Source organism: Pseudomonas sp. JV449 (genome assembly GCF_032424295.1).
Lineage (GTDB): Bacteria > Pseudomonadota > Gammaproteobacteria > Pseudomonadales > Pseudomonadaceae > Aquipseudomonas > Aquipseudomonas marginalis.
The window spans coordinates 154673-179394 of record NZ_VYKD01000003.1 but is presented as its reverse complement, the minus strand read 5'-3'; the positions used below and the strand labels follow the sequence as shown (position 1 = coordinate 179394).

General features: G+C 61.4%; 18 protein-coding genes and 1 tRNA gene. 7 read left to right on the top strand and 12 right to left on the bottom strand.

Annotated elements, in window-relative coordinates; genetic code table 11:
• Window positions 1-3 precede the first annotated feature (3 nt).
• Window positions 4-1395: a GABA permease gene (gene gabP / locus F6S08_RS02235; protein ID WP_065925763.1), complete on the bottom strand. Its 1392-nt coding sequence runs from the start codon at window positions 1393-1395 to the stop codon at window positions 4-6.
• 555 nt (window positions 1396-1950) lie between these two features.
• On the opposite strand from gabP, the gene F6S08_RS02230 reads away from it, so the two are divergent.
• The 5 genes from F6S08_RS02230 to F6S08_RS02210 all read left to right on the top strand — a co-directional run bounded on the left by F6S08_RS02230 (window position 1951) and on the right by F6S08_RS02210 (window position 6114).
• Window positions 1951-2724, top strand: coding sequence for an ABC transporter ATP-binding protein (locus tag F6S08_RS02230; protein ID WP_065925764.1), 774 nt, complete (start codon window positions 1951-1953; stop codon window positions 2722-2724).
• A gap of 13 nt (window positions 2725-2737) precedes the next feature.
• Window positions 2738-3490 (top strand): ABC transporter substrate-binding protein, encoded by a 753-nt coding sequence (locus tag F6S08_RS02225; protein ID WP_065925765.1) that lies wholly within the window; start codon window positions 2738-2740, stop codon window positions 3488-3490.
• Between the two features lie 74 nt (window positions 3491-3564).
• Entirely contained in the window at window positions 3565-4257 is a 693-nt protein-coding gene (locus tag F6S08_RS02220; protein ID WP_027605092.1) for an ABC transporter permease, read from the top strand.
• Complete coding sequence (locus F6S08_RS02215) at window positions 4257-4946, top strand: ABC transporter permease (protein ID WP_315871229.1); 690 nt, start codon at window positions 4257-4259, stop codon at window positions 4944-4946. Before F6S08_RS02220 ends, F6S08_RS02215 begins: the two co-directional genes overlap by 1 nt.
• Window positions 4927-6114 carry a methyltransferase gene (locus F6S08_RS02210; RefSeq protein WP_315871228.1) on the top strand — a complete coding sequence of 396 codons (1188 nt, stop codon included), beginning with the start codon at window positions 4927-4929 and terminating at the stop codon, window positions 6112-6114. Before F6S08_RS02215 ends, F6S08_RS02210 begins: the two co-directional genes overlap by 20 nt.
• Window positions 6115-6354: 240 nt before the next feature.
• Here F6S08_RS02210 and bcsQ (F6S08_RS02205) read toward each other — a convergent pair whose 3' ends face one another.
• The 11 genes from bcsQ (F6S08_RS02205) to F6S08_RS02155 form a co-directional block, all read right to left on the bottom strand.
• Window positions 6355-7284, bottom strand: coding sequence for a cellulose biosynthesis protein BcsQ (gene bcsQ / locus F6S08_RS02205; protein ID WP_065925768.1), 930 nt, complete (start codon window positions 7282-7284; stop codon window positions 6355-6357).
• 175 nt (window positions 7285-7459) lie between these two features.
• The gene (locus F6S08_RS02200) at window positions 7460-8584 is read right to left on the bottom strand and encodes an alginate O-acetyltransferase AlgX-related protein (RefSeq protein ID WP_315871227.1); all 1125 of its coding nucleotides are present in this window, start codon (window positions 8582-8584) and stop codon (window positions 7460-7462) included.
• A gap of 12 nt (window positions 8585-8596) precedes the next feature.
• Window positions 8597-10012, bottom strand: a complete 1416-nt coding sequence (locus tag F6S08_RS02195) for an MBOAT family O-acyltransferase (RefSeq protein ID WP_027605097.1) — start codon at window positions 10010-10012, stop codon at window positions 8597-8599.
• 17 nt (window positions 10013-10029) lie between these two features.
• A complete protein-coding gene (locus F6S08_RS02190) occupies window positions 10030-10695 on the bottom strand; it encodes a DUF4397 domain-containing protein (protein ID WP_065925770.1) in 666 nt (221 codons plus the stop codon).
• Window positions 10695-11360 (bottom strand): SGNH/GDSL hydrolase family protein, encoded by a 666-nt coding sequence (locus F6S08_RS02185; protein WP_065925771.1) that lies wholly within the window; start codon window positions 11358-11360, stop codon window positions 10695-10697. Before F6S08_RS02185 ends, F6S08_RS02190 begins: the two co-directional genes overlap by 1 nt.
• Before the next feature lie 17 nt (window positions 11361-11377).
• The gene (locus F6S08_RS02180; RefSeq protein ID WP_315871226.1) at window positions 11378-15217 is read right to left on the bottom strand and encodes a cellulose biosynthesis protein BcsC; all 3840 of its coding nucleotides are present in this window, start codon (window positions 15215-15217) and stop codon (window positions 11378-11380) included.
• Complete coding sequence (gene bcsZ, locus F6S08_RS02175) at window positions 15199-16395, bottom strand: cellulose synthase complex periplasmic endoglucanase BcsZ (protein ID WP_027605101.1); 1197 nt, start codon at window positions 16393-16395, stop codon at window positions 15199-15201. Before bcsZ ends, F6S08_RS02180 begins: the two co-directional genes overlap by 19 nt.
• The gene (gene bcsB, locus F6S08_RS02170; RefSeq protein WP_315871225.1) at window positions 16392-18659 is read right to left on the bottom strand and encodes a cellulose biosynthesis cyclic di-GMP-binding regulatory protein BcsB; all 2268 of its coding nucleotides are present in this window, start codon (window positions 18657-18659) and stop codon (window positions 16392-16394) included. Before bcsB ends, bcsZ begins: the two co-directional genes overlap by 4 nt.
• A complete protein-coding gene (gene bcsA / locus F6S08_RS02165) occupies window positions 18656-20875 on the bottom strand; it encodes a UDP-forming cellulose synthase catalytic subunit (protein ID WP_065925774.1) in 2220 nt (739 codons plus the stop codon). Before bcsA ends, bcsB begins: the two co-directional genes overlap by 4 nt.
• A complete protein-coding gene (gene bcsQ / locus F6S08_RS02160) occupies window positions 20872-21921 on the bottom strand; it encodes a cellulose biosynthesis protein BcsQ (RefSeq protein ID WP_083221132.1) in 1050 nt (349 codons plus the stop codon). The genes bcsA and bcsQ (F6S08_RS02160) overlap by 4 nt, the downstream gene beginning before the upstream one ends.
• A gap of 573 nt (window positions 21922-22494) precedes the next feature.
• Window positions 22495-22905, bottom strand: a complete 411-nt coding sequence (locus F6S08_RS02155) for a hypothetical protein (protein WP_315871224.1) — start codon at window positions 22903-22905, stop codon at window positions 22495-22497.
• Between the two features lie 188 nt (window positions 22906-23093).
• Between F6S08_RS02155 and F6S08_RS02150 the strand changes: the two genes are divergently transcribed.
• Window positions 23094-23169, top strand: a tRNA-Thr gene (locus F6S08_RS02150).
• A gap of 172 nt (window positions 23170-23341) precedes the next feature.
• Window positions 23342-24664 (top strand): tyrosine-type recombinase/integrase, encoded by a 1323-nt coding sequence (locus F6S08_RS02145; RefSeq protein WP_315871223.1) that lies wholly within the window; start codon window positions 23342-23344, stop codon window positions 24662-24664.
• Window positions 24665-24722 lie beyond the last annotated feature (58 nt).

Genomic DNA, 24722 nt, shown 5'->3' with positions numbered 1-24722 from the left:
ACATCAATTCAGCACCGCAGCGCCCACTCTCTGCGCCTTGCGACGGCTGGACACAAACAACCCCGCCGCCACTACCAGCAAGCTCAAGACCCCGGTCGCGATGATCTCGACCCGATGCGCTTCCTGGAACAGCATGATGGTCAATGTGCCGACGATGAATACCATCACCGCGTAGGTCAGGCCTGGGAACAGCCACATCTTGAAGACAATTTTCTCGCCCGCCGCCATGCGCTTCTGGCGCATGCGCAGTTGCGACACCGCAATCACCAGGTACACCAGCAGCGCGATGGCGCCAGAGCTGGCCAGCAGGAATTCGAACACCGCTGCCGGCGCCACGTAGTTGGCAAATACCGCCAGGAACGCCGCGCCGGTGGACAGCAATACCGCCCAGTAAGGCGTGCCGCTTTTGTTGGTGCGCTTGGCCACGGCCGGTGCATCGCCGCGACGGCCCAGGGAGAACAGCATGCGCGAAGCGGTGTACAGCGCCGAGTTCAGGCAGCTGGTCACGGCAACCAGAACCACCAGGTCGACGATCAGCTTGGCGTTCGGGATACCCATGCGTTCCAGCACGGTCTGGTAGGAACCTACCGCCGCCAGGGTCGGATCATTCCAAGGCACCAGGGACACGACGATGAAGATCGACAACAGGTAGAACAAACCAATCCGCCAGATCACCGAGTTGGTGGCCTTGGTGATTTGCTGGCCCGGGTTCTTCGATTCAGCGGCGGCGATGGTGACGATCTCGGTGCCCATGAAGGAGAACATGGTGGTCAGGATCGCTGCCAATACCGCGCCCATGCCGTTGGGCATAAAGCCTTGGGTGTCAAAGAGGTGGGAAACGCCGCTGACCTGGCTGGTCGGCAGGAAGCCGAAAATCGCCGCCAGGCCGAGGATCACAAAGCCCACGATCGCCACGACCTTGATCAACGCGAACCAGAACTCGAACTCACCGTAGTTCTTCACGCTGAACAGGTTGGTGGCCGTCAGCAGCAACGTGATGATCAGCGTGAAGGCCCAGATGGCCACATCCGGGAACCAGGCGTTGAGAATGGTCGCGGCGGCGTTGGCTTCCAATGGAATCACCAGCACCCAGAACCACCAGTACAGCCAGCCGATGGTAAAGCCGGCCCAGTGACCGATCGCACGGTCGGCATAGGTGGAGAACGAACCGGTGTCCGGCGACGCCACGGCCATTTCGGCCAGCATGCGCATCACCAAGACCACCAGCGTACCCGCTGCGGCATATGCCAGCAGGACCGCAGGGCCAGCGGCAGCAATCGCGTGGCCGGAGCCGACAAACAAACCGGCACCAATGACGCCGGCAATCGACAGCATGGTGACGTGACGCGGTTTGAGCCCCTGTTCGAGGTCATTGGAGCTTTGCGTACTACTCATTGACACACCTTTGCGAGGAATTGCGAAAACGGTCCGCCCGGCCTGGGCTCTTCCTCGTGAAAAGAAACCAACAGGGCGTTCTTTATTTTTTACGCAAGATTTGCGCCAAAATGTTACAAAACCGCGATTGACGCGGCCTGCAGGATGATTCACCAGTCATCGCAAGTCATTGAGAACAATGGCATTTCGCTATAGCGTTACCGTGCGACTCACTTTCAAGACGAACAAGCGCACCAAAAACACACACGAAAAGTACGCGGCGCGCCATAAAAGGGCCGATAGCTACCGTTTGCCCGTTTAACCCTTCCAACACCCGGCCAAAGCTGGCACCATCGCGCCCTTTTTCACGCGAAGCCTGCGGATTCACGGGTTAAAACGGTTGTTCGGTTGTTGATGGCGCGACACCCTGCTGTGTCGATGCGACACCCTGCCGCACACCGCCCGTTTACCGCCCGCCGCGCTGTTGGCCGCCATCAGGACGCTATGCTAGCTTGGCGCCTCGCCAGGAAGGCGGCCCAACAGCGAAGATCGCAATGAACACAATGAGGACCCCACATGGCCGAGGCCACGCCCGCGCTTGAAATCCGCAACTTGCATAAACGCTATGGTGAGCTGGAGGTACTCAAAGGTATCTCGCTGACCGCTCGCGACGGCGATGTGATCTCGATCCTGGGTTCCTCCGGTTCCGGCAAGTCCACGTTCCTGCGCTGCATCAACCTGCTGGAAAACCCGCACCAGGGCCAGATCCTCGTGGCCGGCGAAGAGCTCAAGCTCAAGGCCGCGAAAAACGGCGAGCTGATGGCCGCAGACGGCAAGCAGATCAACCGCCTGCGCAGCGAAATCGGTTTTGTGTTTCAAAACTTTAACCTGTGGCCGCACATGAGCATCCTCGACAACATCATCGAGGCCCCTCGCCGTGTGCTCGGCCAGAGCAAGGCCGAGGCAATAGAAGTGGCCGAAGCCCTGCTGGACAAGGTCGGCATCGCCGACAAGCGCCATGCCTACCCCGCGCAATTGTCCGGCGGCCAGCAACAACGGGCGGCCATCGCGCGCACCCTGGCGATGCAGCCCAAGGTCATCCTGTTCGACGAACCCACTTCAGCCCTTGACCCGGAAATGGTCCAGGAAGTACTTAATGTGATCCGCGCGCTGGCCGAAGAAGGCCGCACCATGCTGCTGGTCACCCACGAAATGGGCTTCGCCCGTCAGGTCTCCAGTGAAGTGGTGTTCCTCCACCAGGGCCTGATCGAAGAGCAAGGATCGCCACAGCAGGTGTTTGAAAACCCGCTTTCGGCGCGCTGCAAACAATTCATGTCCAGCAACCGCTAACGGAGCAACATGCATGCAGAACTATAAAAAATTCCTTCTGGCCGCGGCCGTCTCGATGGCGTTCAGCGCCACGGCCATGGCAGAAACCTTGACCATGGGGATCGAAGCGGCCTACCCGCCGTTCAACAATAAAGACGCCAGCGGCCAAGTGGTCGGCTTCGACAAAGACATCGGCGACGCCCTGTGCGCCAAGATGAAAGTCGAAAAGTGCGACGTGTATGTGTCCGACTGGGACGGCATCATCCCGGCCCTGAATGCCAAGAAGTTCGACTTCCTGGTGTCCTCGCTGTCGATCACCGACGAGCGCAAGCAAGCCGTCGACTTCACCGACCCGTACTACTCCAACAAGCTGCAGTTCATCGCGCCCAAAGCCACCGCAGACTTCAAGACCGACGCCGCCTACCTGAAGGGCAAGGTCATCGGCGCCCAACGCGCGACGCTGGCCGGCACCTACCTGGAAGACAAGCTGCCTGACACCGAAGCCAAGCTCTACGACACCCAGGAAAACGCCTACCTTGACCTGACGTCCGGCCGCCTCGACGGGATCCTCGCCGACAAGTACGTGCAGTACGAATGGCTCAAGAGCAAAGACGGCCTGGCCTACGAGTTCAAGGGCGACCCGGTTGTCGAGAGCGACAAGATCGGTATCGCCGTACGCAAGGGCGACCCGCTGCGCGAGCGCCTGAACAAAGCCTTGGCAGAGATCAAGGCAGACGGCACCTACAAGAAGATCAACGACAAGTACTTCCCGTTCAGCATCGAATGACCTGAACGGCCTGCCCGGCGCGCTCACTTGAGCGCGCCGGCTTTCAGCAATGCCTGCCGCGATATGAAGACACCATGAATTTCGATCTCTACGGATTCGGCCCGGCGCTCGCTGCCGGCGCGCTGATGACCGTCAAACTGGCGCTCACGGCGTTATGCCTGGGGCTGGTACTCGGCCTCGCCGGTGCCCTGGCCAAGACTTCCCCGTACAAGCCGTTGCAATGGCTGGGCGGTACTTACTCGACAATCGTTCGCGGTGTGCCGGAGCTGCTGTGGGTGCTGCTGATCTACTTCGGCACGATCAACGCCATGCGCTCACTGGGTGAGTTGCTCGATATTCCCGACCTGTCCCTCAGCGCCTTTGCCGCTGGCGTGATCGCCCTGGGCCTGTGTTTCGGCGCCTACGCCACGGAAGTGCTGCGGGGTGCAATCATCTCCATTCCCAAAGGCCACCGCGAAGCGGGTGTGGCGCTGGGTCTGTCGAAGTTTCGTATCTTTACCCGGTTGATCATGCCGCAGATGTGGCGCATCGCCCTGCCGGGCCTGGGCAATCTGTTCCTGATCCTGATGAAAGATACCGCGCTGGTCACGGTCATCGGCCTCGAGGAAATCATGCGCCATGCGCAGATCGCCGTAACCGTCACCAAACAACCTTTCACCTTCTATATGGTCGCCGCGTTCATCTACCTGGGCCTGACGTCGCTGTCGATGGTGGCCATGCACTTCCTGGAACAACGCGCCGCCCGCGGCTTCGTGAGGACGACGTAATGGAATGGGAAGTCATCATCAAGTGGCTGCCGAAGTTTATCCAGGGCGCCATCCTGACCCTGGAGCTGGTGAGCATCGCTGTGATCCTCGGCCTGATCCTGGCCATCCCCCTGGGTATCGCGCGCTCGTCCAGGCACCTGTCTGTGCGCGCCCTGCCCTACGCCTATATCTTTTTCTTTCGCGGCACGCCGCTGCTGGTGCAGTTGTTCCTGGTCTATTACGGCCTGGCCCAATTCGACAGCATCCGCTCAAGCTTCATGTGGAAGTACCTGCGCGATCCGTTCTGGTGTGCCACCGCCACCATGACGCTACACACCGCCGCGTACATCGCCGAGATCCTGCGGGGTGCCATCCAGGCCATTCCGCCTGGGGAAATCGAAGCCGCCCGTGCGTTGGGCATGTCCAGGCCCAAGACGCTGTTCTACATCGTACTGCCCCGGGCCGCGCGCATCGGATTGCCGGCCTACAGCAACGAAGTGATCCTGATGCTCAAGGCCAGCTCGCTGGCGAGCACCGTGACCCTGCTGGAACTGACCGGCATGGCCAGGACGATCATCGCGCGCAACTACCTGACGGTGGAGATGTTCTTCACCGCCGGCGTGTTCTACCTGCTGATCTCCTTCCTGCTGGTACGCGGCTTCAGGCTGCTGGAACGCTGGCTGCGCGTCGATGCCTGCCAGGGACGTTGAAGCCCGCTTCGAGGCGCTGGATGCGTTTCTGATCGAGCACCAAGGGCTGTGGCGACCACGGCCCTTTACTCATCGGCAGTTGCCTTGGGAAACCGAGCATCCGCAACTGGCCCGATGGCTGCGTCAACGCTCGTTGTCCGACGCGGAAACCAGCCACAACCATCCCCACACCCTACCGGCGCCGGCGCCTTTTCCCTCACTGGCCCGCGAAGCCTTGCGCCTCAGTGCTGTGGATAAGTTACCGACGCAGCCCCTGCAACCGGCGGCGCGCCGCCTGAATGTCGACGTACCCGGGCGCAAGTGGCAGCAAATCGAAGCCTTCGGCGCCGCGCTGCAGTTTGCGCAAACACCCCGGCATTGGCTGGACTGGTGCGCCGGCAAGGGCCACCTCGGCCGCCGCCTGCTGGACACCAACCAACAGCTGACCTGCCTGGAATGCGACCCGGCGCTGATCGCGGCAGGCCAGGCCTTGAGCGACCACCACGGCCTGCCCGTCACCCACCGCCTGCAAGATGTCATGGCGGACGTGAGCCTAGACCCCGAGCACACCTCCGTCGCCCTGCATGCCTGCGGCGACCTGCATGTGCGCCTGCTGCAATTGGCCAGTGCCGCCGGCTGCAAGCAACTGGCCGTGGCGCCGTGCTGCTACAACCGCATCAACACGGACGCCTACCAGCCGCTGTCCGAAGCGGGCCGTGCTTCAGCCTTGCAGTTGTCGGTCGACGATCTTGGCCTGCCCCTCAGCGAAACCGTCACGGCCGGTAAACGCGTGCGGCTGCAGCGGGACATCTCCATGGCGCGCCGCCTGGGCTTCGATCAGTTACAACGCCAATTACGCCACTGCGACGAGTACCTGCCCACACCGTCCCTGCCAGCCGGTTGGCTGGACAAACCCTTCGCCGACTACTGCCAGGCGTTGGCCAGTCTCAAAGGGTTATCCACAGGTGAACAGGATTGGGCGGCGCTGGAAGCGCACGGCTGGCAACGTTTGGCCGAGGTCAGGAACCTGGAGTTGCTGCGTGGGCTGTTTAGGCGCCCACTTGAAGTGTGGCTGGTACTGGATCGGGCACTGTTTCTTGGCGAACGTGGCTACAGGGTCGAAGTGGGCAGCTTCTGCGAAACCACACTGACACCACGCAACTTGATGGTGCTTGCCGAGCGCGATTAAGGGGCAGGATTGTCGCACCCCAGCCTGTGGATAACTCTGTTGATGGAATCTTTACAAGGCCTGTGGCTACCTGCGCTACAGGCAAAAAGCCACGTTGTTCATTTTTTGTTCACAGAATAAAACGCACGTAAAACAGGCAGTTGCGGGGTGTTGAGAATGGCTCCACAACCTGATCATTTCGCGACAGCCCAAACAACCAATTGTGCATAAGCATCTGGCGTCAAGCACATAAACCGGCATTTACAGTTGCTTTTTGCGGGCAATCAGCAGACGGCAAAGCTCATTGATATCGTCACCGGCCAGGCTCAACGCCTGGCTGTCCAGCGGGTCGGCGCCGAACGCCAGGGCTTCGCTGATCCCTACGTCGTGATGCACCTCAAACGGCTCTTTCGTCCCCAGTCGCTGCCGGAATGCCTCAACCATATCCAGGCTGAAGGCACTGTCCTCATCCAGCTGGTTAAGCACGTAGTGAACGTGCGGCGCTCGGTCGCGCTCAAGGTGCGGCGCCAGCAGCCCATCGAGTTGGTCCAGGGTTCCCAGGGACGCCGCGTCGGCCTGGGCGACCACCAGCACCACATCCGCCACGCTCACGGCTTGATGGAAATAGACGCTATTACCGGCGGGGGTATCGAGGATCACCGTGTGGCGGGCGTCCAGGCCCAAGGCGTGCAGCCGCTGCGCCAGCCAGTACGGTTCATGTTTCAGCCAGCGCTGCAGGGTGTCCTGCTGCTGGATATCGGTGTCGCCAAAGGTAATGACGCGGCTGCCGACAAAACCGGGCTGCTGGATGTGTTTCCAATGCGCATTCTGCAGGCTGGCGAGGCCGATGCCCGGTGAGGTCGGAGCGACACCGAAGTGACGGCGCAAGGCGTTTTGCGGGTCCAGGTCCACCGCCACCACCGATTCGCCCAGGCGCTGCAAACCACTGCTCAACAGGGTGGCCAGGGTGCTGCGCCCCACGCCTCCGTTGACCGACACCAGCGCCACCACGCAAGGGCGCCGCTCGGCCTTCTCCATCAGTGCGGACTGTACAGTGGAATCTTGAGGGGGAAAGGGGGTGCCATCCTCCACGGGAATGCTGCCAAAAAAGTGCAGTCGCGAATTCAGGCCACGGGGGTCACGCCTGACATCTTTGCCAAGCAGAGCAAGAAGACCGTCGGTAAAGCTCATAGCGCACCCTCCTCACGGCGAAGCTTAAAGACGTGAAAAGGTCAGCTGATACGACTGCTTACCGCAGGTCTTCTTATGGTCGCCCTTGTGCAGGCAGTCTGCTTCAAGCGCACAAAAGTGTCATTATTTTGATGGCTAAGCCGTCTATTTTTTAGATAAACGGCAAAACGTCAAATTACCGACCAATGCTGATCGCATCATATGGGGTCTGCAGATCCCGCTCAGGGATTTCCCAAATCAACAACTTCGGCGGGGTTTGCTTGAACGCCGGGCTGTCGAAGTACGCCTTGGCTGCGCCGGAGAACTCGCCGCCGTCCTTGCTGAAATTGCCCACGGGAGCGTTCAGGGCTTTCTGCAGGAAGCCGACAAAGTTGGAATTGCGCGAGAACGAAGTACCGATCAGTGCCACATTGGGCAACCCGGCGTCGCCGAACAGGTCATCAGTGTTGCTGGTGGCGCCACCCGCTTCGTGGGCGGAGCTGGCCGCGACCGACTCTCCCGGGGGCTGCAACTTCGGCGGTAACCAGTCGAGACCGGCCAGGCGCACCAGATCACCGGGGCGCACGGCAAGCGGTGCCTGGGTGATCTCAAAGGTTTGCTCGGGCGTAGCCTTGATCTCACGTTGCTGGATGCGTTTTGCCAGCGCCTGGGCGCCGGCGTTGGAGCCGATTTCGCTCCAGTGGGTGTCGGTGCGCAGGTATGCCTCGGGCCCGAGGGGTTTTAAGGTATCAGTGAGGTCCAGCGCGGACACTCCAGCGGCCTGCAAAGTGGCCGTCCAGTCCTGAATCCGGCTGTTGAGCACTGCCGGTCGGTACAAGCCACACAGCTGGGCAACCGCAATGCGGCTCTTGTCCGGTACCACCACCACTTGCAGCTCGATACCTTTTTCACCCAGTTGCCGCTGCAGGTCGATCACGGCCTGGGCCTTGGTCTGTGCGTTGGCCTGGGCGTGGCGGTTGATGCGCAGTTCATCGCTGATAAACAGCCAGCCCGGGCAACCCGGCCGCACGCGTGGGCCGGTGTCGCCGAACGCCAGCCAGCTTGCGCCACGTTCCAGGTTGGCCGCCTGGATCGCCATCGGCGCCTTGGCCAGTTCCTTGGCGAAACGGTGGGTCAACTCACCGTGCAGCAGCATGTCGCTGTCGACCTTGGCGGGCAAGAAGCTGATCGGCCCCTTCACCATCAGCCAGGCGCAGGACAGCAGCCCCGCCGCCAGGAAGAGCACCAGCACCCAGGCCGCCAGGGGGCTGGTGCGAACAGCCAAGTCGCTCGGAGGAGTCGGCGCGGTAGGAGCGGGCATGGTCGGGCGTCCTTAGAACTGAAAGTACAGAAACGGTACGGCGTCGCGGCTGGCGATCAGCGCGAACGACAACACAAACCCGGCCACCGGCCACAACGAAGCGGCCACCACAAACCAGGGCTGGGTACCGAAACGCTGCTCGCAACGCACCTGCCAGATCGGCGCAATGATGCATACCAGGCCCAGCAACGCCGCCATGCCGTGGGCCGGGCGCATGGCCACGGCCATGGCGTCACCCAAGGCCACGCCATGCATACCGAACTGGCCGGCGTACATGGTCAGTGCCGAATGGAAGTCCGGCGCGCGGAACAAGGTCCAGGCCAGGCACACAAACAGCAACGTCAGGATGTGCGACAGCACCGGCGGAATGCGCGGCAGGCTCGACCGCGACCAGGCGCGATCCACACACAGCGCGATACCATGCGCCGCCCCCCACAACAGGTAGTTCCAACTGTCGCCGCCGTGCCACAACCCGGCGATTGCCATGGTCAGGAACAGGTTGCGATAGGTACGCCACACGCCGTCGCGGTTACCGCCCAGGGCGATATACAGGTAGTCGCGCAACCAACTGGACAACGACAAGTGCCAACGACGCCAAAAGTCCTGGATGCTGCTGGCCAGGTACGGGCGGTTGAAGTTTTCCGGGAAGTGAAAACCCAGCATCAGGCCCAGGCCGATGGCCATGGCGCTGTAGCCGGCGAAGTCGAAGAACAGTTGCAGCGAATAAGCCAGGCAACCGATCCACGCATCCACCAGGCTGGGGTTTTCCAGGTGGAAGGCAATGTCCACCAATGGCGACAAGGTGTCCGCCACCAGCACTTTCATGCCCATGCCGATCATGAAGCGCCGCGCGCCGAGGGAGAAATTCGGCCAGTTGAAATAACGCTGGTTAAGCTCACGGCGAACCCAGTCATAACGGATGATCGGGCCTGCAATCGAGTGGCCGAACATCGAAATGTACGTGGCGTAATTAATGAAGCTGCGTTCCACCGGCACCGTATGACGGTGCACGTCCACCAGGTAGGAAATCGCCTGCAGCACGATAAATGACAAGCCGGCCGGCAAGGCCACGCGCTGCCAATCCAGCGGCATGGCGCCGTACCAGGTGATCACCTCGCTCACGGTACCGGCGACGATGTTGGCGTACTTGTACCAACACAGCACCGCCGTGTTGAACACAATCAACGCGATCAACAGGCGCACCCGGCCTTTGCCGTCCTCACGGGAACGGTCCACCAGCAGGCCGCCGACCCATGCCACCACGGTCAACACCATGTGCAGGAACAGGAACAACGGGCTCAGCCAGCCGTAGAACAACCAGCTGCCGATCAACAGGATGACGTTGCGCCAGCTCGGACGAGCCAGGGCATAGATCAACAGGAAGGCCGGCAGGAACAGCGTGAGGAATTCGAGTGAGGCAAAGACCATGGTGGTGTCGGGCCCGATCAGTTAGCGAGTGCGTCGGAAGCGAACAGCAACTTCGAACCTGCAGCCGAAGGGACGGCCAGCACGCTATAGCGCTCACCCGCCTTGAGGGTGAACGTCAGCGGCTGGCCCACCGGAGCACCGGCGCACTTGAGCTGCACCGACAATTCCAGCGGGTTGATCATGCGGCGTTGCAGCGAACCTTCGGCCACCTTCTTGAACAGCTCGGCCTTTTGGGCCACGGCTTCCAGGCTGGCGTCGGCGCAGGCGGCATCGGCGTTGATAAAGGCCAGGGAAGCCTTGAGCGCGTTGAAGTCGTCCGGTTGCTCACGCACCACCAACTGGCGCGTGGCGCCCTGGGCGTCGACCAACGCGACCACGGTGGCGAATTCGCCGGGGGCCACGGTCACCGACAGGTCGGCGTTTTTGCCGTCGCGGCTCAACACGCCCTTGATCGGCTTGTCACCCCCCACCACCGGCAGGAAGGCCGACACGGCTTTATCCCCGCTCAACACCAGGCTGGCCTTGGAACCGTCCGCCACCAGCTTCAACTCGCCGGGAGTGCCATTGGCAAAACGCAGGAACGCTGCGTCTTGCTCCGGCCCGGTGGGGTACAACGGGATGTCGGCGCTGTAGGCGCTGACACTGGCGAGCAAGGTCGCCAGGCCCAGAGTCATGCGTTTCATTATTTGCTTCCTTTACCGTAGGCCGATGGCGGCAGGTCGCCCAGGGCCGTACCAATGGCCTTGGCCCATTTCTGGTAGCCGTCGATGGTGAAGTGCTGGCCGTCAGTGGTGATCCACTCGCCCGGCTTGGAGAAGGCCAGCGAATCGATGTAGGTGCACGGCGCCACGTTACTGGCCAGGAAGGCCGACATCAGCTTGGTGCGGGTGTCGTCCTTCTTGTACTGGGAACCGACCTTGCCCCACGGCGGACCGACCCACACGCACTTGGTGCCGGTGTCGGTGATCGCCTTGGTCAGCGAGGTCACGCTTTTCCAGGCCCAGGCCTTGGGGAACACCGGGTTGGTGTACGAGCCCATGGTGTCGCCGATGATCAGCACGACAACGTCGGGTTTGTCCTTGGCAATCAGTTCCTGGATCGGCGTGGTGCTCATGGCGTTCTTGCCGTAGATCACCGCTTTGCCGGTGGGCAGGCGCTCGCCGCCACACTCGACTTTTTTCGGTACGACCCAATCCGCCGCACCAGCACCGCAGGCACCGATGGAATGAACCACCGCGCCTTGCTTGGTCAGGTTGTCTTGCAGCGGGTTGAGCAACGAATCGGGAAAGCTCATATGACTTTCGCCCAGTACCAGCATGGTTAGGCCGGCAATCGCAGAAACAGGCATGAATGACTCCGATTTAATCAGTTGGAATAAGGGGAACGGTACGGGCTGACCGGCAAAGGCATAGGTCCGCTCAGGTCTTCGAACAAGTAGCGCAGATAGGCATTACCCGCGTACTGGCGGTAATCCTGGGCGTTATCGAGTCCGATTTCACCTCCCAGGTAGAACCGCGAGCTGAGACGGTATTCGGCAGCCGCGTTGAAGCTGTAGCCGACGCCGGTTTTGCTGGTGCTCTCGTACTTGGGATTACCCCTGGACGCTTGCAGCGTGCTTTCGCCCGGGAAGAAATCCGCCCCATCTTGCGCGATATGCTGCAGGCCTACCGAACTTTTTACCTGGTAACTGAAGCGATCAAAGCTTTGTGCCCAACGAATCGGCACGCCCAGGGAGAAGAAGCGCTGCGGACTGAAGTAACCACCGTTGCCGTAGGTGTAGAAGTCCTGGTTTTCCTTGAAGGTCATCGCCGAGCCGCTGATACCCAGGGTCAACGTGTCCCGCTGGTTGTTGCGCAGATACCAGTAGATGCCGCTGCCCAGTTCCAGGCGGGTGTTGTCTTCGACGTTATTGCCCAGCAATTCATGCAGCGACGCGTAGCCGTAGACGCCCAGCTTCTGGTTGTCATAGCTCAGCTCACCACGGCCGCCGTTGGCGGTGACGCCGCCCCATTTGTTGCCATCGCCGTCTTCGGAACCCGCGAAGGAAGTGACACTGTCGGTGACCGGACGCCGGGAAATATTGGCGCCATAGCGGAAGTTCGAATTGGCCTCGAACGGACGCGAGACACTCACGCCACCCACCAGGGTGTTGTAGAGGAAGCCCAACGGGCTGACCCCGACGTCGGCCTTGAGGCCTTCATCCGGATTCTCGAACGCGACGGCCAAGCCAACACCGGTGTCGCTCTGGGAGCCCGCCGGGGTGGTGGTGCCTTTGCCGAAACGCGACAACGCATCGCTGCCCACGCTGCCCGCACTCAAGTGCACCGGCGTGACGCGCAAAGCTATGGTGTTATCGCCCACCGGCATGCGCGCTTCGAACGGCGCTTCCACATCGGTGATCTTGCTCAAGCCTTTCTCGCCGTTATTGCTGCGCACGCTCAAGCCCTGCACCACATACCCGGTACGGTCACGCAGGATGGTATCCAGCGCACGCCGTGCCGGGCTCAGCTCGGGGCTGTCGATGGAGGCGATGGTCGACGGCGGCACAAACGGGTCGCTCAGGTCGTTGGACGTCGCGCTGGCAAACGCGCTGGACGTGACGGTCTTGGTCGGTGCATCGATCGGCGGCGGCACGGCGCCGGCGACAGTCAGGTCGGTGACCTGGCGGCGCTGGCCCGGCAAGCCCACGAAGGGGTTATACGATTTGCCCTGAGGTTCGGCCTGGGCCACCTGGGTCCTGGCCTTCATCGCGGTTTCAATCGCCAGGGCCTTGCGCAGCAGTTCAGCGGCTTCGCTGTTCTTGCCCAGGCCCTGATAGATGCGTGCCGCCGAAGTGAGGATCTCCGGGTTGCCCGGTTCGAGCGCCAGGGCCTTGTCGCTGGCCGATTGCGCCAGGCTGCGGTCGTTGCCTTTCAGGGCGATGTCCGCCAGACCCAATTGCAGGCGCGCATTGTTCGGGTTCTGCTGGATCAACGGCGTGTACAGCTCCATGGCCTTCTTGCCATTGCCGCTGGCCGCGTACATGCGCGCCAGGGCACCGACACCCAATGCGTCGTTCGGGCGCTGGGCCAGGGCCGGGGAAAGCATGTCGTAGGCCGCCACCAGGTCATTCTTCTCGCGCAGGGCGTCGGCCTGCTTGACCCGGTACAGGTAGATCAAATCGTCATAGCGCTGGCGACCGATCTCGGTCAACGGCTGGCCTTGCACTTCGCGCAGGATCTCGCCCGCCTCGCTGTACTTGTTGGCCTTGAGCAGTACGTTGGCGTACAGCAGTTTCTGGTCGACGGTCGGGTTGGGGTTGTTCTCCACCACCTTCTGCATCATGTCCAGGCCGAACTGCGGGGCGCCCACTTCAACATAAGCAGCAGCCAGCACCGCCACGCGCTCAGGTTTTTGCCGGGTCAGCGACTCGGAACGACCAAGCAGCGCCAGGGCTTCCGGACGCTGGCCACGGCGCGCCGTTTCGATGGCGATGTCCGTTTGCTGATGCAGGGCGATATCGATCGCCAGCTCGTTCATGTCCGCCGTGCGCTGGGCGGTGGGGATGCGCCCGAGGGTGGCCTCGGCTTGTTTCCACTCGCTCAGTTCAGCCGACAACAGGGTACTGGTGTACAGCGCATCCGGTTGGTTGGGCTGGGTCTTGAGCAGGCCGTCGATCAGGGCACGCGCATTGCGGATCTGACCGTCGCGCAGGTACATGCGCGCCAGGGCAAAGCGGGTCCAGGGGTTTTCCGGGTCGGCGTCGAGGGCCTGGCGGTAGGCGGCTTGCGCAGCCTTCAGGTCACCGCGCTGCTCGGCCAGTTTGCCGACCTGGGTAGCGCGCAGTGCGTTGATTTTCACGCTCGGCGCAAACTTGGCGCGCTGGGCCGGAGACACCGAGTCGATCAGCTTCAGGGCTTCATCCGGCTGGCCGGATTGGGACAATACGTTGATCAAACCGCTGAGCGCATCCGGGTCGCCAGGGTGACGGGCCAACACCTTGCGGTAGCCGGCTTCGGCAACGTCGAACTGGTTGTCCTGGGCCTGGAAACCGGCCAAGGCGATTGCCGCCCCCGGTTGGCCCGGATTCAGGCGCTCGGCCTGGGCCACCAGGTCACGGGCCTGGGCACCGCGGCCGGCGCGCTGGGCATCACGGCTCTGGCTGATCAGGTTCCAGTAACGCACGTCGTTCAGGGCCGACTGCCATGCGGCGCCACCGGGCAAGCGCGTGGCCTGCACCAGGTAGTTTTCCGCATCGCTGAAACGCTCTTGCTGTTGACGCAACACGCCCATGCCACCAAGGGCATCGACGTCATTGGATTTTTGCGCAAGGCGCGCCGTGAGCAGTGGCTCGGCGGTTTTCAAGTCGCCGTCGTCCAGGGCCTTGAATGCCTTGGTCATCTGCGGATCACGCTGCCAGGCACCGCCGCCCTTGCCTTGGGCGATGCCCTTGTCCATGAGCGCGCGGATCTCGGTGTCATCCGGGTGCACGGTGAGAAATTGCTGGAACAGCGCCACCTGGTCCGGCTTCGGTGGGCCGAGCCAGACCAGCGCAAAGCGCCAGGTTTCATCGGCGTTGCCGCCCACATCGTTGTTCGAGGCCAGCTTGGCCAACGCACGGATACCGTCCGGCCGGGTTGCCGGGTTACGTGCCAGGTGCTTGGCCAGGAACAGCGCAACGATCGGATCGTTGGGCCGCTCACGGGTCAGGCGCTGAAGGCCGGCAATGGCCTCATTGGTGCCCTTGGCGGTAAAACCCAGGGTGTTGTAGTACTCACGGGCAATCAGGCCCTGGGGCTGGCGGCCCTGGAAAATCTGACGGTACAAGGCCACAGCCTTTTCGCGCTCGTCTTCGGGCTCACCCAATTCACGCGCCTGCTCCAGCAGCTTGGCATTTTCCGGCATGTTGACGGTGATGTCCTGCTCCAGCTGCAACGCCTGGCGCGGCACCGGGCTCAGCGCTTGCAGTCGGGCCAGGTACTTTTGCGCCTCGGCCGGGTGGTTCTGCTGCATCTGGATCAGGCCGATGCCATAAAGCGCGTCCGGCTGCTCGGGGCTCAGGTTAAGCAGTTTCTGCCAGGTCTCCAGGGCCCGCTCGGGGTTTTTCTTCGCCTGCCAGTAGTAGCCCTGCTCGATCAGCAGGGACTGCGGGTCGCTGGTTTCAGCGAAGCTGGCGGTCGAGGCCAGGGCGGCGAGAATCGCAATGGCTAGCGTGTGACGGCGCATGCTGCCTCCCAGGAAAGTTTGACCGTACCGTCTTGTTCAAAACGGTACTTCTGATCGGAAAAGCCTTGGCTGAACAGGCTGAGCATGTAGTCGTAGTAGATCGGCTGCGCGCTGTCCGGCGCCGAGGGAGCCAGGGCTTTGTTGAGCGCGTCGTCGACCTTGGCCTTTTGCAGTTGTGCCAGGGCGGTTTCGCCACGGGCCTGGAAGAAGGCAATGGTCGACGCCGAGAAGCCGATCGGCGAATAGCCGTTGTTCTTCTCGACTTCGCCGGTGGTGACGTGGATTTTCTCCGGCGGGAAGCCGGTGGCCGCCGCAGCCGTCGCCCGGGACATGCCCCCCAGGGACTTGAGCATGCCCGCCGCGAGTGGATCGGCCTTGGCGGTCATGCCGGCCCACATGTAGGTGCGGATCGCGTCGTAGCTGCCCAGGTCATCGGAGAACGGGTCGACCACAAACAGCCCGGTGTTGGCACTGGTCGCGCGGTAACCGACCCAGTTGGCCGCCAGGCCATGGGGGTTGCTGGCGGTGTCGGCGAGCATCCGCGCGTTGCTTTCGGCCACTTCGTTCCAGCCGGCATTCGGCCGCTCTTTATGGAAGCGACGTAGCTGCGCCAGCACCTGGTAGCTCGGGTTGAACCGCCACAGACCACCGGCATGGGCGTAACCCACCGGCCCCGGCAACAGCATCTTGCCCAGGCCCGGCACACGCACGATCAGGTTGCGTTCCACATTGGCCAGCACCAATTGCGCATCGGCGCGGTATTGCGGTGCATTCCACACGCGGGCCGCTTCAAGCAGGGCGTAGGCCATCCACAAATCCGCGTCGCTGGCAGAATTGGGGTCGATCACGCCCCAGGTGTTGTCAGGCTTTTTGCCCCACAACCAACCTGGCAGGTTCTGGCCGATATCGGCCCCCGACATGTTGGCCTTGGTCCAGGTCCACAGCTTGTCGAAGCTGCCACGGTCGTTGCCGACCAGGGCGAAGAACATCGCGTAGGACTGCCCTTCGGAGCTGCTCTCGGTAGGCTTCATGGAGGAGTTGAGCACGCGGCCGTCGTCCTGCACGAAGCGCTTGGCATAGTTCTGCCACAACGGCCAGTCGCAGCTCTGCGCCTGCGCCACACCAGCACACATCAGCGAGCCCAGCGCTATCAGGGCCATGCTACGCAGCGGGCTCATGCCAACCGCCGTTTTGCACGGGCACGCAGCGACAGGTAGATCAGCGACGTGACCACCGCCAGACTGAGGAAGGTGATCAACAGCATCCACCCCAGGTGCTGGGACAGTTGCCACTGCATGAACTTGAAGTAGTTGAGCTTGCCGACGTAGTACTGCTCGTCCGCCACCAGCGAGCTGATCTGCGTGCCTTGCACCACCGCCAGGCTGCCCTGGATCGAATCTTTGTAGTCGTCGCCGCCGATCAGGGCGGAGGTAGCTTCCAGCAGGCCTTGCGGCTGGTTGCTGGCGATCAGGACCACGCTGCGCCCGGACTTGAGCGGCGATTGGAAACCGGCCAGCCAGGTGCTGCTGCTCAAGCTGTTGAAGGTGATCCCGGTATTGGCCTTGTGGATATTGGCCGCCGGATCGGGGCTGACCCAGCTGCGCACATAACGCGGCAGGTCCGACAACAGGAACTGATGCTGCGCGCCATCGCTGGTCGCCGGCAGGTACTGCTGCCACTGCTTGAGCAGCGGTTGGTTGGCGGCGGTGGCGAGCACCAGCAGGTCCTTGTCGGCGACGCTTTGCACATCTTTGGCCTGTACCACTTTCACGGCAGTCGCCGGGTAACCGGTGGCTTCGCCGAAGCGGCCGAGCACGGTCAGGTAAGCGGTGATTTCATCGGTGCCGAAGTTGTCCGGCATGACCACGGCGGATTCCGACAGGTCGGCCAGGCGCGTGAACGGGAAACCGGAGTCGTTGAACACACCCAGGTTAGGCATGGCGATGTAGTGCTGGTAACCGGTGACATCGAGGGTCGAGTCCGGGTCGACGGAACCGCGCATGTTGTCGACGATAATGTCGCGGCATTCGCCTTCCTTGATGTAGTCGTACATAAAGCGCAACTGCAGCTTGGACTTGGGCGATGCCGAGCTGATCGGCAACAGGGTCGTCACTTCACGGGGCAGGCTTTCGTCTTTCTTCAACTGGTCGAGCAGGGTTTGACCGCCGCCCAGGTTGGTCACCGACGGCAGCGCCACGGACTTCATGAACTGGTCATTCAGACCGATCAGCAGCGCGGAATTGGTCGACACCTGCTGTGGGGTGTAACGGTATTTGAGGTGCAGCGGCACGCCTTCTTCACGCCAGTTGAACAGGTCAGGCGGCAGGCGCATGTCGACGCTGATGGCGCCGGGATTGTAGCCCGACACACTGAGTTTCTGCTGCTCGACCAACTCACCGAGGCGCACCGGGCGGTTGCTCGGCAGCCAGTTCGGGGCGTCATAGGGACGGCGCCGCGCGAGGGCTTCGAGCTTGGTGATGACCACGCTGTTGCCGGCCAATACCGGGCTACCCAGCACCACGGCGGTGGCGGCGCGCTTGAGCTCTTGCGCGTCACGGCCGGTGACGATCAGCAGCTTGCCATTGGCGTCGGTGGGGTTGGCGATCAGGGTCAACGTCGGGCCGGTCGGCTTGGCGATGGCGACACCGTGCACATCCATGGCTTCGGCGGTTTGCACCAGCACGATGGCATTGCCCTTGGCCGGCAGCTCGCCGAGGGTGGTCGGGAAGGTCGCGCCACGGTAGCTGGCGAGGCCGCCGATCCAAGACGACAACGCACCGGCCGCTTCCAGGGCGGCACTGTCCGGCGCGGTGGCGAACACGAACGGCAGGCTCACCCGGCGCGCGTCACGCTTATCGAAGAATGGCAGCGGCAGCACGGCCAGGTCGTCCTTGAGGACGATCGGCTCGACCTGCACTTTCAGCTCACTGCTGTTGCTGATCTTGGCCCACAGGCTGCTGTGCAACGGGTCTTCGCAGGACATGGTGTAGTGACCGATGAACTGCAGGCTCAAGCGGTTGAATTCGGTGATCAACTTCGGCGGGATCTGCACCAGTTGTTCTTGCTGAGTACCGGCCCCCTCTTTGGGCAACGCCAGGCTGGCGGCTACTTCGCCGTTGACCAGCACGTTGATCTGCGACAGGTCCGCCAGCAACGCCGGCGAGTAGCTGTACTTGAGCAACAGTTGCGCGCCCTTGACCACTTCGTCGGCACGAATGTCGAAGTTGACGCTGTCGGAAGACTCCACCCCTTGCAGGTTCATGGTGTCGCGACGCCCCAATTGCTTGAGGGTCAGGCTGTAGCCGTTGTCGGTGCTTTGCACGGGCACGGTGGTCACCGCTTGCTCGGCAGCTTGCGCCAGGGTATTGAAACCCATCAGCGAGGCGATCATCAGCGCGAGTGCACGGCGCGGATGAGGGCGAGCGAAAATCTTCGAGGTCATGGCTTGTCCATCAGCGTATCAAGCGGTTTTTTGGGGGTGCGGCTCAAGGCCAGACGCAGTTCGTGTAGGGTGGCGCGGCCGAGGGTGAACAGGCCGCCGATGCCGATGGAGCTGACTTCGCGCAGGGCCGCCAGCGGCGTATCCGGTTGGCCGGCGCCCCAGCTCGCGGCCCAGGTGTCGGCGCGGGAGAAGGTCAGGCGTACCAATTCGCTTTGCTGGCGCAGGCTGAGGGGTTCGAACTGGGCGCCGATCTGCGCCCCTTTGCTGAACACCACGCGCGCATCGAACAGGCTGTCCTGACCGTTGCGCGAAAGCACCAGTTGCACGCGCTCGCCCTGGGTGATCGAGTGACCATCGGTGAGCATCAGGCCGAAGCCGTTCTGCGAGAAATCCTGGGTAGTGCCATCCAGCACTCGGCCGTCGGCACAGATAATGCTCACCGGTAGCTTGGCGCTGACGCGCGGCTCGGAACGCACCTGGCGCGCCTCCGAGGCCACGGCGACAGCGGCGCTGGTGATGATCAGGTTGTAGAGGGTCCAGGTCAGGTTGATCGCCACCGTCACAGCCGTGGACGCATCGCCCCAGATCAACTGATGGATACCAAAGCCCAGGCCGACCAGGTTCACGGCCAACAGCACCAGGTAAGGGCGCGCCAGCTTCCAGTCGAAGAACTGCTTGTCGATGATGCCGCCCTTGTCGGTGACGTTGAAGCCACCGGCCTTGGGGTTGACCAGCGCCACCAGCACCGGCGGCAGGATGTACCAGGCCAGTACGGTCTCGTATACCTCGTTCCAGAACGAGTGCCGGAAGCGGCCCTGGATGCGTGAGTTGGTCAGGCTTGAATGCACCAGGTGCGGCAGTACATAAGCGACGATCATCAGCGCCGAGGCATGGAAAATCTCCGCGCCAAAGACCAAATAGGCCAGCGGTGCGGTGAGGAATACCAAACGCGGCAAACCATAAAAGAAGTGCAACATAGCGTTGGCGTAGCAGATGCGCTGGCCCCACTTGAGGCCCTTGCCCAGCAGCGGGTTGTCGGTGCGGAAGATCTGCGCCATGCCCCGCGCCCAGCGAATCCGCTGGTTGATGTGGCGCGACAGGCTTTCCGTGGCCAGGCCCGCGGCTTGCGGGATCGCCAGGTACGCCGTGTTGTAGCCCAGGCGGTTGAGCTTGAGCGCGGTGTGGGCGTCTTCGGTCACGGTCTCGACGGCTACCCCGCCGATTGCCAGCAGCGGCTCACGGCGAATCACCGCACACGAGCCGCAGAAGAAGGTGGCGTTCCACAGGTCGTTGCCGTCCTGCACCAGGCCGTAGAACAACTCGCCCTCGTTGGGCACGGCGCGGAAGGTGTCGAGGTTCTTTTCGAACGGGTCCGGCGAGAAGAAGAAGTGCGGCGTTTGCAGCATCGCCAGCTTCGGATCCTTGAGGAACCAGCCAAGGCTGACTTGCAGGAAGGAGCGCGTCGGCACGTGGTCGGCGTCGAACAGCGCGACGTATTCGCCGTCGGTGACCTTCAACGCTTCGTTGAGATTACCGGCCTTGGCGTGGAAGTTGTTGTCGCGACGGATGTAGTTGACCCCGACCTTGCGGCAGAACTCGCGAAAGTCATCACGGCGGCCGTCATCGAGCACGTGCACACGCAGCTTGTCCTTGGGCCAGTCCATCGCCTGGGCGGCGAAGATGGTCAGTTTTACGATGCTCAGCGCTTCGTTATAGGTGGGGATGAACACATCCACCGTCGGCCATTCTTCCGGCTCGGTCTTGAGCCACACCGGGGTGCGACGCAGCGGCCAGGCGGTTTGTACGTAGCCGAAGATCAGCACGATCAGGGCGTAGAACTCGGCGGCGACCAGGCCGTAGCCGAAGAACATGTCGAGCCAGGTTTCAAAGCCCAGGGTGGAGGTGAGTCGCCAGAACATGTAGCGCAGCGAGGCCACCAGCGACAATACCACCAGCGCGAGGATTGCCAGGCGCCCCGGGATCTTGCGCAGCACCAGCACCGCCATGAAGCACACAACGGCAAACAGGCATTGGCTGTAGAGGTCCAGCGGCGCACTGATAACGCCAAAAAACAGCAGGGCACCGAGCACGCAACTGGCAAATACCAGCACCGTACGTAGCGCTGCAGGCCAGCGATTGAAGCGCGCGATGGCGCCATTCAGGCGCTGTTCAGCGCGCCCTTCGACGAAGGGCGTGGAGGACGTATTGTCGGTCATGGAAGGTCCGAGTCGATGCGTTCGAGCAAGGCGCGGCACAGGGCGTGGACGTCCTGGCAGCCGATACTGTTGACGGTAGGGTCGAGGGGATCACGCCCGTAGGCCTGGGCTTCGCTGAACGCAAGGTCGCGGTGTACCGTGCCCAGCAGGGCACTGCCGAGGCGCGTCTTGAACACCTCGGCCATGTCCAGGCTGAAGCGGTGGGCGGCGTCCAACTGGTTGATCACATAAAAGCGTTGTGGCGGTTTTGCGCGTTGCAGGTATGGCGCCAGCACGCTGTCCATCTGCTCCAGGGTGCTGAACGACGCCACATCCGACTGCACCACCACCAGCACCGCGTCGGCAACCGACATGGCTTGGCGGAGATACACGGTGTTGCCCGCCGGTACGTCGATGATGACCGTGTCCTGGCCGTTCAGCTTAAGGCTGGCCAAACGCTTGCCAAGCCACTCGGGATCCTGACCCAACCAGCGATTCAAGCTCTGCTGCTGCTCGTGGTCAGTGCCACCGAACGCCACCAGGCGGCAACCGCCAAAGCCGCGTTCAGGCAGGGCTTCCCAGCTTTCGTTAAGCAAGCTGGTAGCGCCGATGCCAGGGAAGTCGAGGCCCAGGCACAGGTGGTGACGCAGGGCGTTTTGCGGGTCCAGGTCGAGGGCAAGCGCCGGGTGCCCCTGGCGCTGCAAGCCACTGGCAATCGCAGCAGACAAGGTGCTACGGCCGACACCCCCTTTAACCGAAACCACCACCACCACTTTCGGCGTGGACTGCTCCGAATACACCTCGCCTTGCGGGCCCGGTACCACTTCGGACCGTGGCAGGTGGTCGGCGGCGCCATGGTTCAGCTCTTCGAGCAAACGCAACAACGGGGCCGATGGGGCTTCATCCAAGAGAGCTGCCAATGCAGGCGGGGGAGCAACAACCTCCGGGCTTTCCAGGACCTCTACTTCGTCCTCGATAAACTCATGGATAAAGTCGATTTCGCGGTAGCCATTCGGGTTGGCACCCAGCTTGTTGAATAGTTTTGAAATGTCATCTGCTCGACTCACTCACTGCCCCTCCCCACCTGGTTTGCGCTTTAAAGGCGATAAAAAGGTCAGCGAAGAGCTGACCTTGTATTTTTATAGTTATGTGTTGGCCGAGGCATTCTGTGATATCACATTGATGGTGTCAGTATTTTGATGCTTTTAGCTCGATATTATCCGACGAACGGCGTGGCGCCATTTTTATGACGAATCCAGCGATAAAAATGCATTCGTTGTAAGAACATGAACTTGCACCGATTTATCGTGATTTTTGTTGGCCTGATGGTCAAAAACGGCACAAATCTGACATACCCATAAACAAATAATCCGTTGCCTCAAATCTGTCTCGAAAATTTGCCTACACGATTTTGCGATTAAACCTACTATTCATATCGCGCGACAGAATACGCAAACCGCGCCTGGATTCAAGGCAAAACCCACCCGGCGGTCGCCCGCGACGTCTGTGCACAACTAAGCAAAACCCACGCCGCTGGACACTTCCTCGACCTTCAATGAACCCACCCATTGAACCAAGAGGATACCCAGCACGAGCGCGAACGCGTTGACCATCGTCAGCCAGCGGACAACTGCTCAGGCTTATTGATGAACCCGCCGCTCGGTGAATTCATAATCACCCTGGCAATCGCTGGTGGGGTCCGCTGCCACACTCACGTAATGCACGGTGTCCGGGTCCACCAGCTTATAGGTGTACACATCCGGCGAACGCACCCCATCGATGCGCAACTCGTTCTTACCGTCGGCCGCCGACCACGACCCCTGCTCGGTCCGAATCACCTGCGTCTGCTGCGCATCGCGAAAGAAGATAATGGTGAAACGGCCATCGGCCTTGAGGTGGTTGGTCCACGACAGGAACTGACAGTTGCCGGTTTCCGAACGCAGGCCTTTCCAGGTACCGACCAGCGCGGGGTCGTTGCCGGGCTTGGTAATGGAGCACGCGCTGAGAGCGGCGGTGAGGAGGATGAGGCACAGGGAGAGAATCCGTTTCACGTGGGGCTTCCTTAGGCAGGGATGAACTCAACATCGCACCGGCCAGACCGCCCGGCGACGAGGGAAGAATCCTACCCGCGCTTGCCGGAAAAAGGGGCGTTCGTGAAAAAAGCTCAGGTTCTGCAAAAATAGTCAGAATTCAGGGGTTTACAGAACGTTGCCAATCGCTATAATCGTCGCCCTAACACGCCGGTATAGCTCAGTTGGTAGAGCAACTGACTTGTAATCAGTAGGTCCCGGGTTCGACTCCTGGTGCCGGCACCATACAAGGTTCCAGAGAAGGCTTTCAAAATCTCTAGAACCCCCGAAAAACCCGCCTTCTGGCGGGTTTTTTCGTTTTGGGGTTCCATCGGTTTCCGTCAGAAACTGGTGGATTCCAACCGTTTTAAGGGTAGAGTTTGGGATACAGGTCACTTCGATAAAAGGGAGTACCCTTATGTCGCGCACCACAGCTCCGCTCTCCGACGCAGCTTGCCGCTTGGCAAAACCTACAGACCGCGCCTACAAGCTTTTCGACGGCGACGGCCTCTACCTCCTAGTCCAACCCAATGGCCGCAAAGGCTGGCGGCTCCGCTACGTCAAACCTGACGGACGGGAAGGACTGACCTCGTTCGGCAACTATCCCGTCATTGGCCTCGCCGATGCGCGCCGCAAGCGCTTGGAAATTAAGCGAATGCTGGCGGATGGCATTGATCCCATAGAAACCAAGCACCAAGCCAAGGCGGAAGCCGTAATCAAAGGCAGAACCTTTGAAAGCGTTGCGCTTGACTGGCATACGGAAATGTCGGCCAAGTGGGCGCCAGGCCATTCCAAGACAGTGATGAGCCGCCTCAAAACCCACGTATTCCCGCTGATCGGCGCACGCGCCATTGTTGATCTCGACACCCATGACCTTATGCAGCCCTTGGAAGCGATCAAGAAGCGCGGAACGATCGACGTTGCTTTAAGGGTACAAAACTACCTGCAGAGCATCATGCGCGAGGCAAAGCGCCTCCGGCTTATCACCATAAACCCTGCTTACGATCTCGAAGGCTCGATCAAAGCCCCGCGGGTGGTACATCGCCCCGCTCTACCCTTATCGCGACTGCCTGAACTGCAGGAGCGGATCGACACCTATAAAGGCCGGGCACTTACCCATCTTACGGTGATGCTGTCGCTGCATGTGTTTGTACGATCCAGCGAGCTGCGTTTCGCACGCTGGAGCGAGTTCGACCTCAAGCGTGGCACCTGGGAGATACCGGACACTCGACCCGCGTTGGAGGGAGTACCCTTTTCCACAAGGGGTACGAAGATGGCAGGGGATATCCATTTAGTACCCTTATCGCCGCAAGCAGTGGCGCTACTCGAAAAAATCCATGCACTCACAGGCAAATTCGCATTGGTCTTCGCAGGTGATGCCAAACCCTGGAAACCCATGTCCGAAAATACCGTGAACAACGCGCTACGAACGATGGGATACGACACCAAAACCGATATCTGCGGGCATGGATTTCGTTCGATGGCCTGCAGCGCACTGATCGAGTCAGGGCTGTGGTCGGAGACAGCTATTGAACGGCAGATGAGCCACAAGGAGCGCAACAACGTCCGCGCAGCTTACATCCACAAGGCCGAGTTCATTGAGGAGCGCAGGCTGATCATGAACTGGTGGAGCCGGTACCTGGAGGCCAACCGGCAGGAGCATGTCACCCCACACGAGTTCGCCAACCAGACCGGAGCGAACGTCACTCGCCTAAAAGCGAAACGTGGCGCAGCCGAGTAAGCGCTCGGTCTTCATATCTCAGTGATCCGCTTGTCCACGCGGGTCCATCCAAGCAGGG

Excerpts from the sequence above, each read along its gene's own strand:
- F6S08_RS02195 (WP_027605097.1), bottom strand. The coding sequence starts at position 10,012 with ATGGTCTTTGCCTCACTCGAATTCCTCACGCTGTTCCTGCCGGCCTTC.
- bcsA (WP_065925774.1), bottom strand. The coding sequence starts at position 20,875 with ATGACCGACAATACGTCCTCCACGCCCTTCGTCGAAGGGCGCGCTGAA.
- bcsQ (WP_065925768.1), bottom strand. The coding sequence starts at position 7,284 with ATGAGCTTTACCGACGGTCTTCTTGCTCTGCTTGGCAAAGATGTCAGG.
- F6S08_RS02220 (WP_027605092.1), top strand. The coding sequence starts at position 3,565 with ATGAATTTCGATCTCTACGGATTCGGCCCGGCGCTCGCTGCCGGCGCG.
- F6S08_RS02185 (WP_065925771.1), bottom strand. The coding sequence starts at position 11,360 with ATGCCTGTTTCTGCGATTGCCGGCCTAACCATGCTGGTACTGGGCGAA.
- F6S08_RS02210 (WP_315871228.1), top strand. The coding sequence starts at position 4,927 with ATGCCTGCCAGGGACGTTGAAGCCCGCTTCGAGGCGCTGGATGCGTTT.
- F6S08_RS02200 (WP_315871227.1), bottom strand. The coding sequence starts at position 8,584 with ATGCCCGCTCCTACCGCGCCGACTCCTCCGAGCGACTTGGCTGTTCGC.
- F6S08_RS02225 (WP_065925765.1), top strand. The coding sequence starts at position 2,738 with ATGCAGAACTATAAAAAATTCCTTCTGGCCGCGGCCGTCTCGATGGCG.
- gabP (WP_065925763.1), bottom strand. The coding sequence starts at position 1,395 with ATGAGTAGTACGCAAAGCTCCAATGACCTCGAACAGGGGCTCAAACCG.
- bcsZ (WP_027605101.1), bottom strand. The coding sequence starts at position 16,395 with ATGAGCCCGCTGCGTAGCATGGCCCTGATAGCGCTGGGCTCGCTGATG.
- F6S08_RS02230 (WP_065925764.1), top strand. The coding sequence starts at position 1,951 with ATGGCCGAGGCCACGCCCGCGCTTGAAATCCGCAACTTGCATAAACGC.
- F6S08_RS02145 (WP_315871223.1), top strand. The coding sequence starts at position 23,342 with ATGTCGCGCACCACAGCTCCGCTCTCCGACGCAGCTTGCCGCTTGGCA.
- F6S08_RS02180 (WP_315871226.1), bottom strand. The coding sequence starts at position 15,217 with ATGCGCCGTCACACGCTAGCCATTGCGATTCTCGCCGCCCTGGCCTCG.
- F6S08_RS02190 (WP_065925770.1), bottom strand. The coding sequence starts at position 10,695 with ATGAAACGCATGACTCTGGGCCTGGCGACCTTGCTCGCCAGTGTCAGC.
- bcsB (WP_315871225.1), bottom strand. The coding sequence starts at position 18,659 with ATGACCTCGAAGATTTTCGCTCGCCCTCATCCGCGCCGTGCACTCGCG.
- F6S08_RS02215 (WP_315871229.1), top strand. The coding sequence starts at position 4,257 with ATGGAATGGGAAGTCATCATCAAGTGGCTGCCGAAGTTTATCCAGGGC.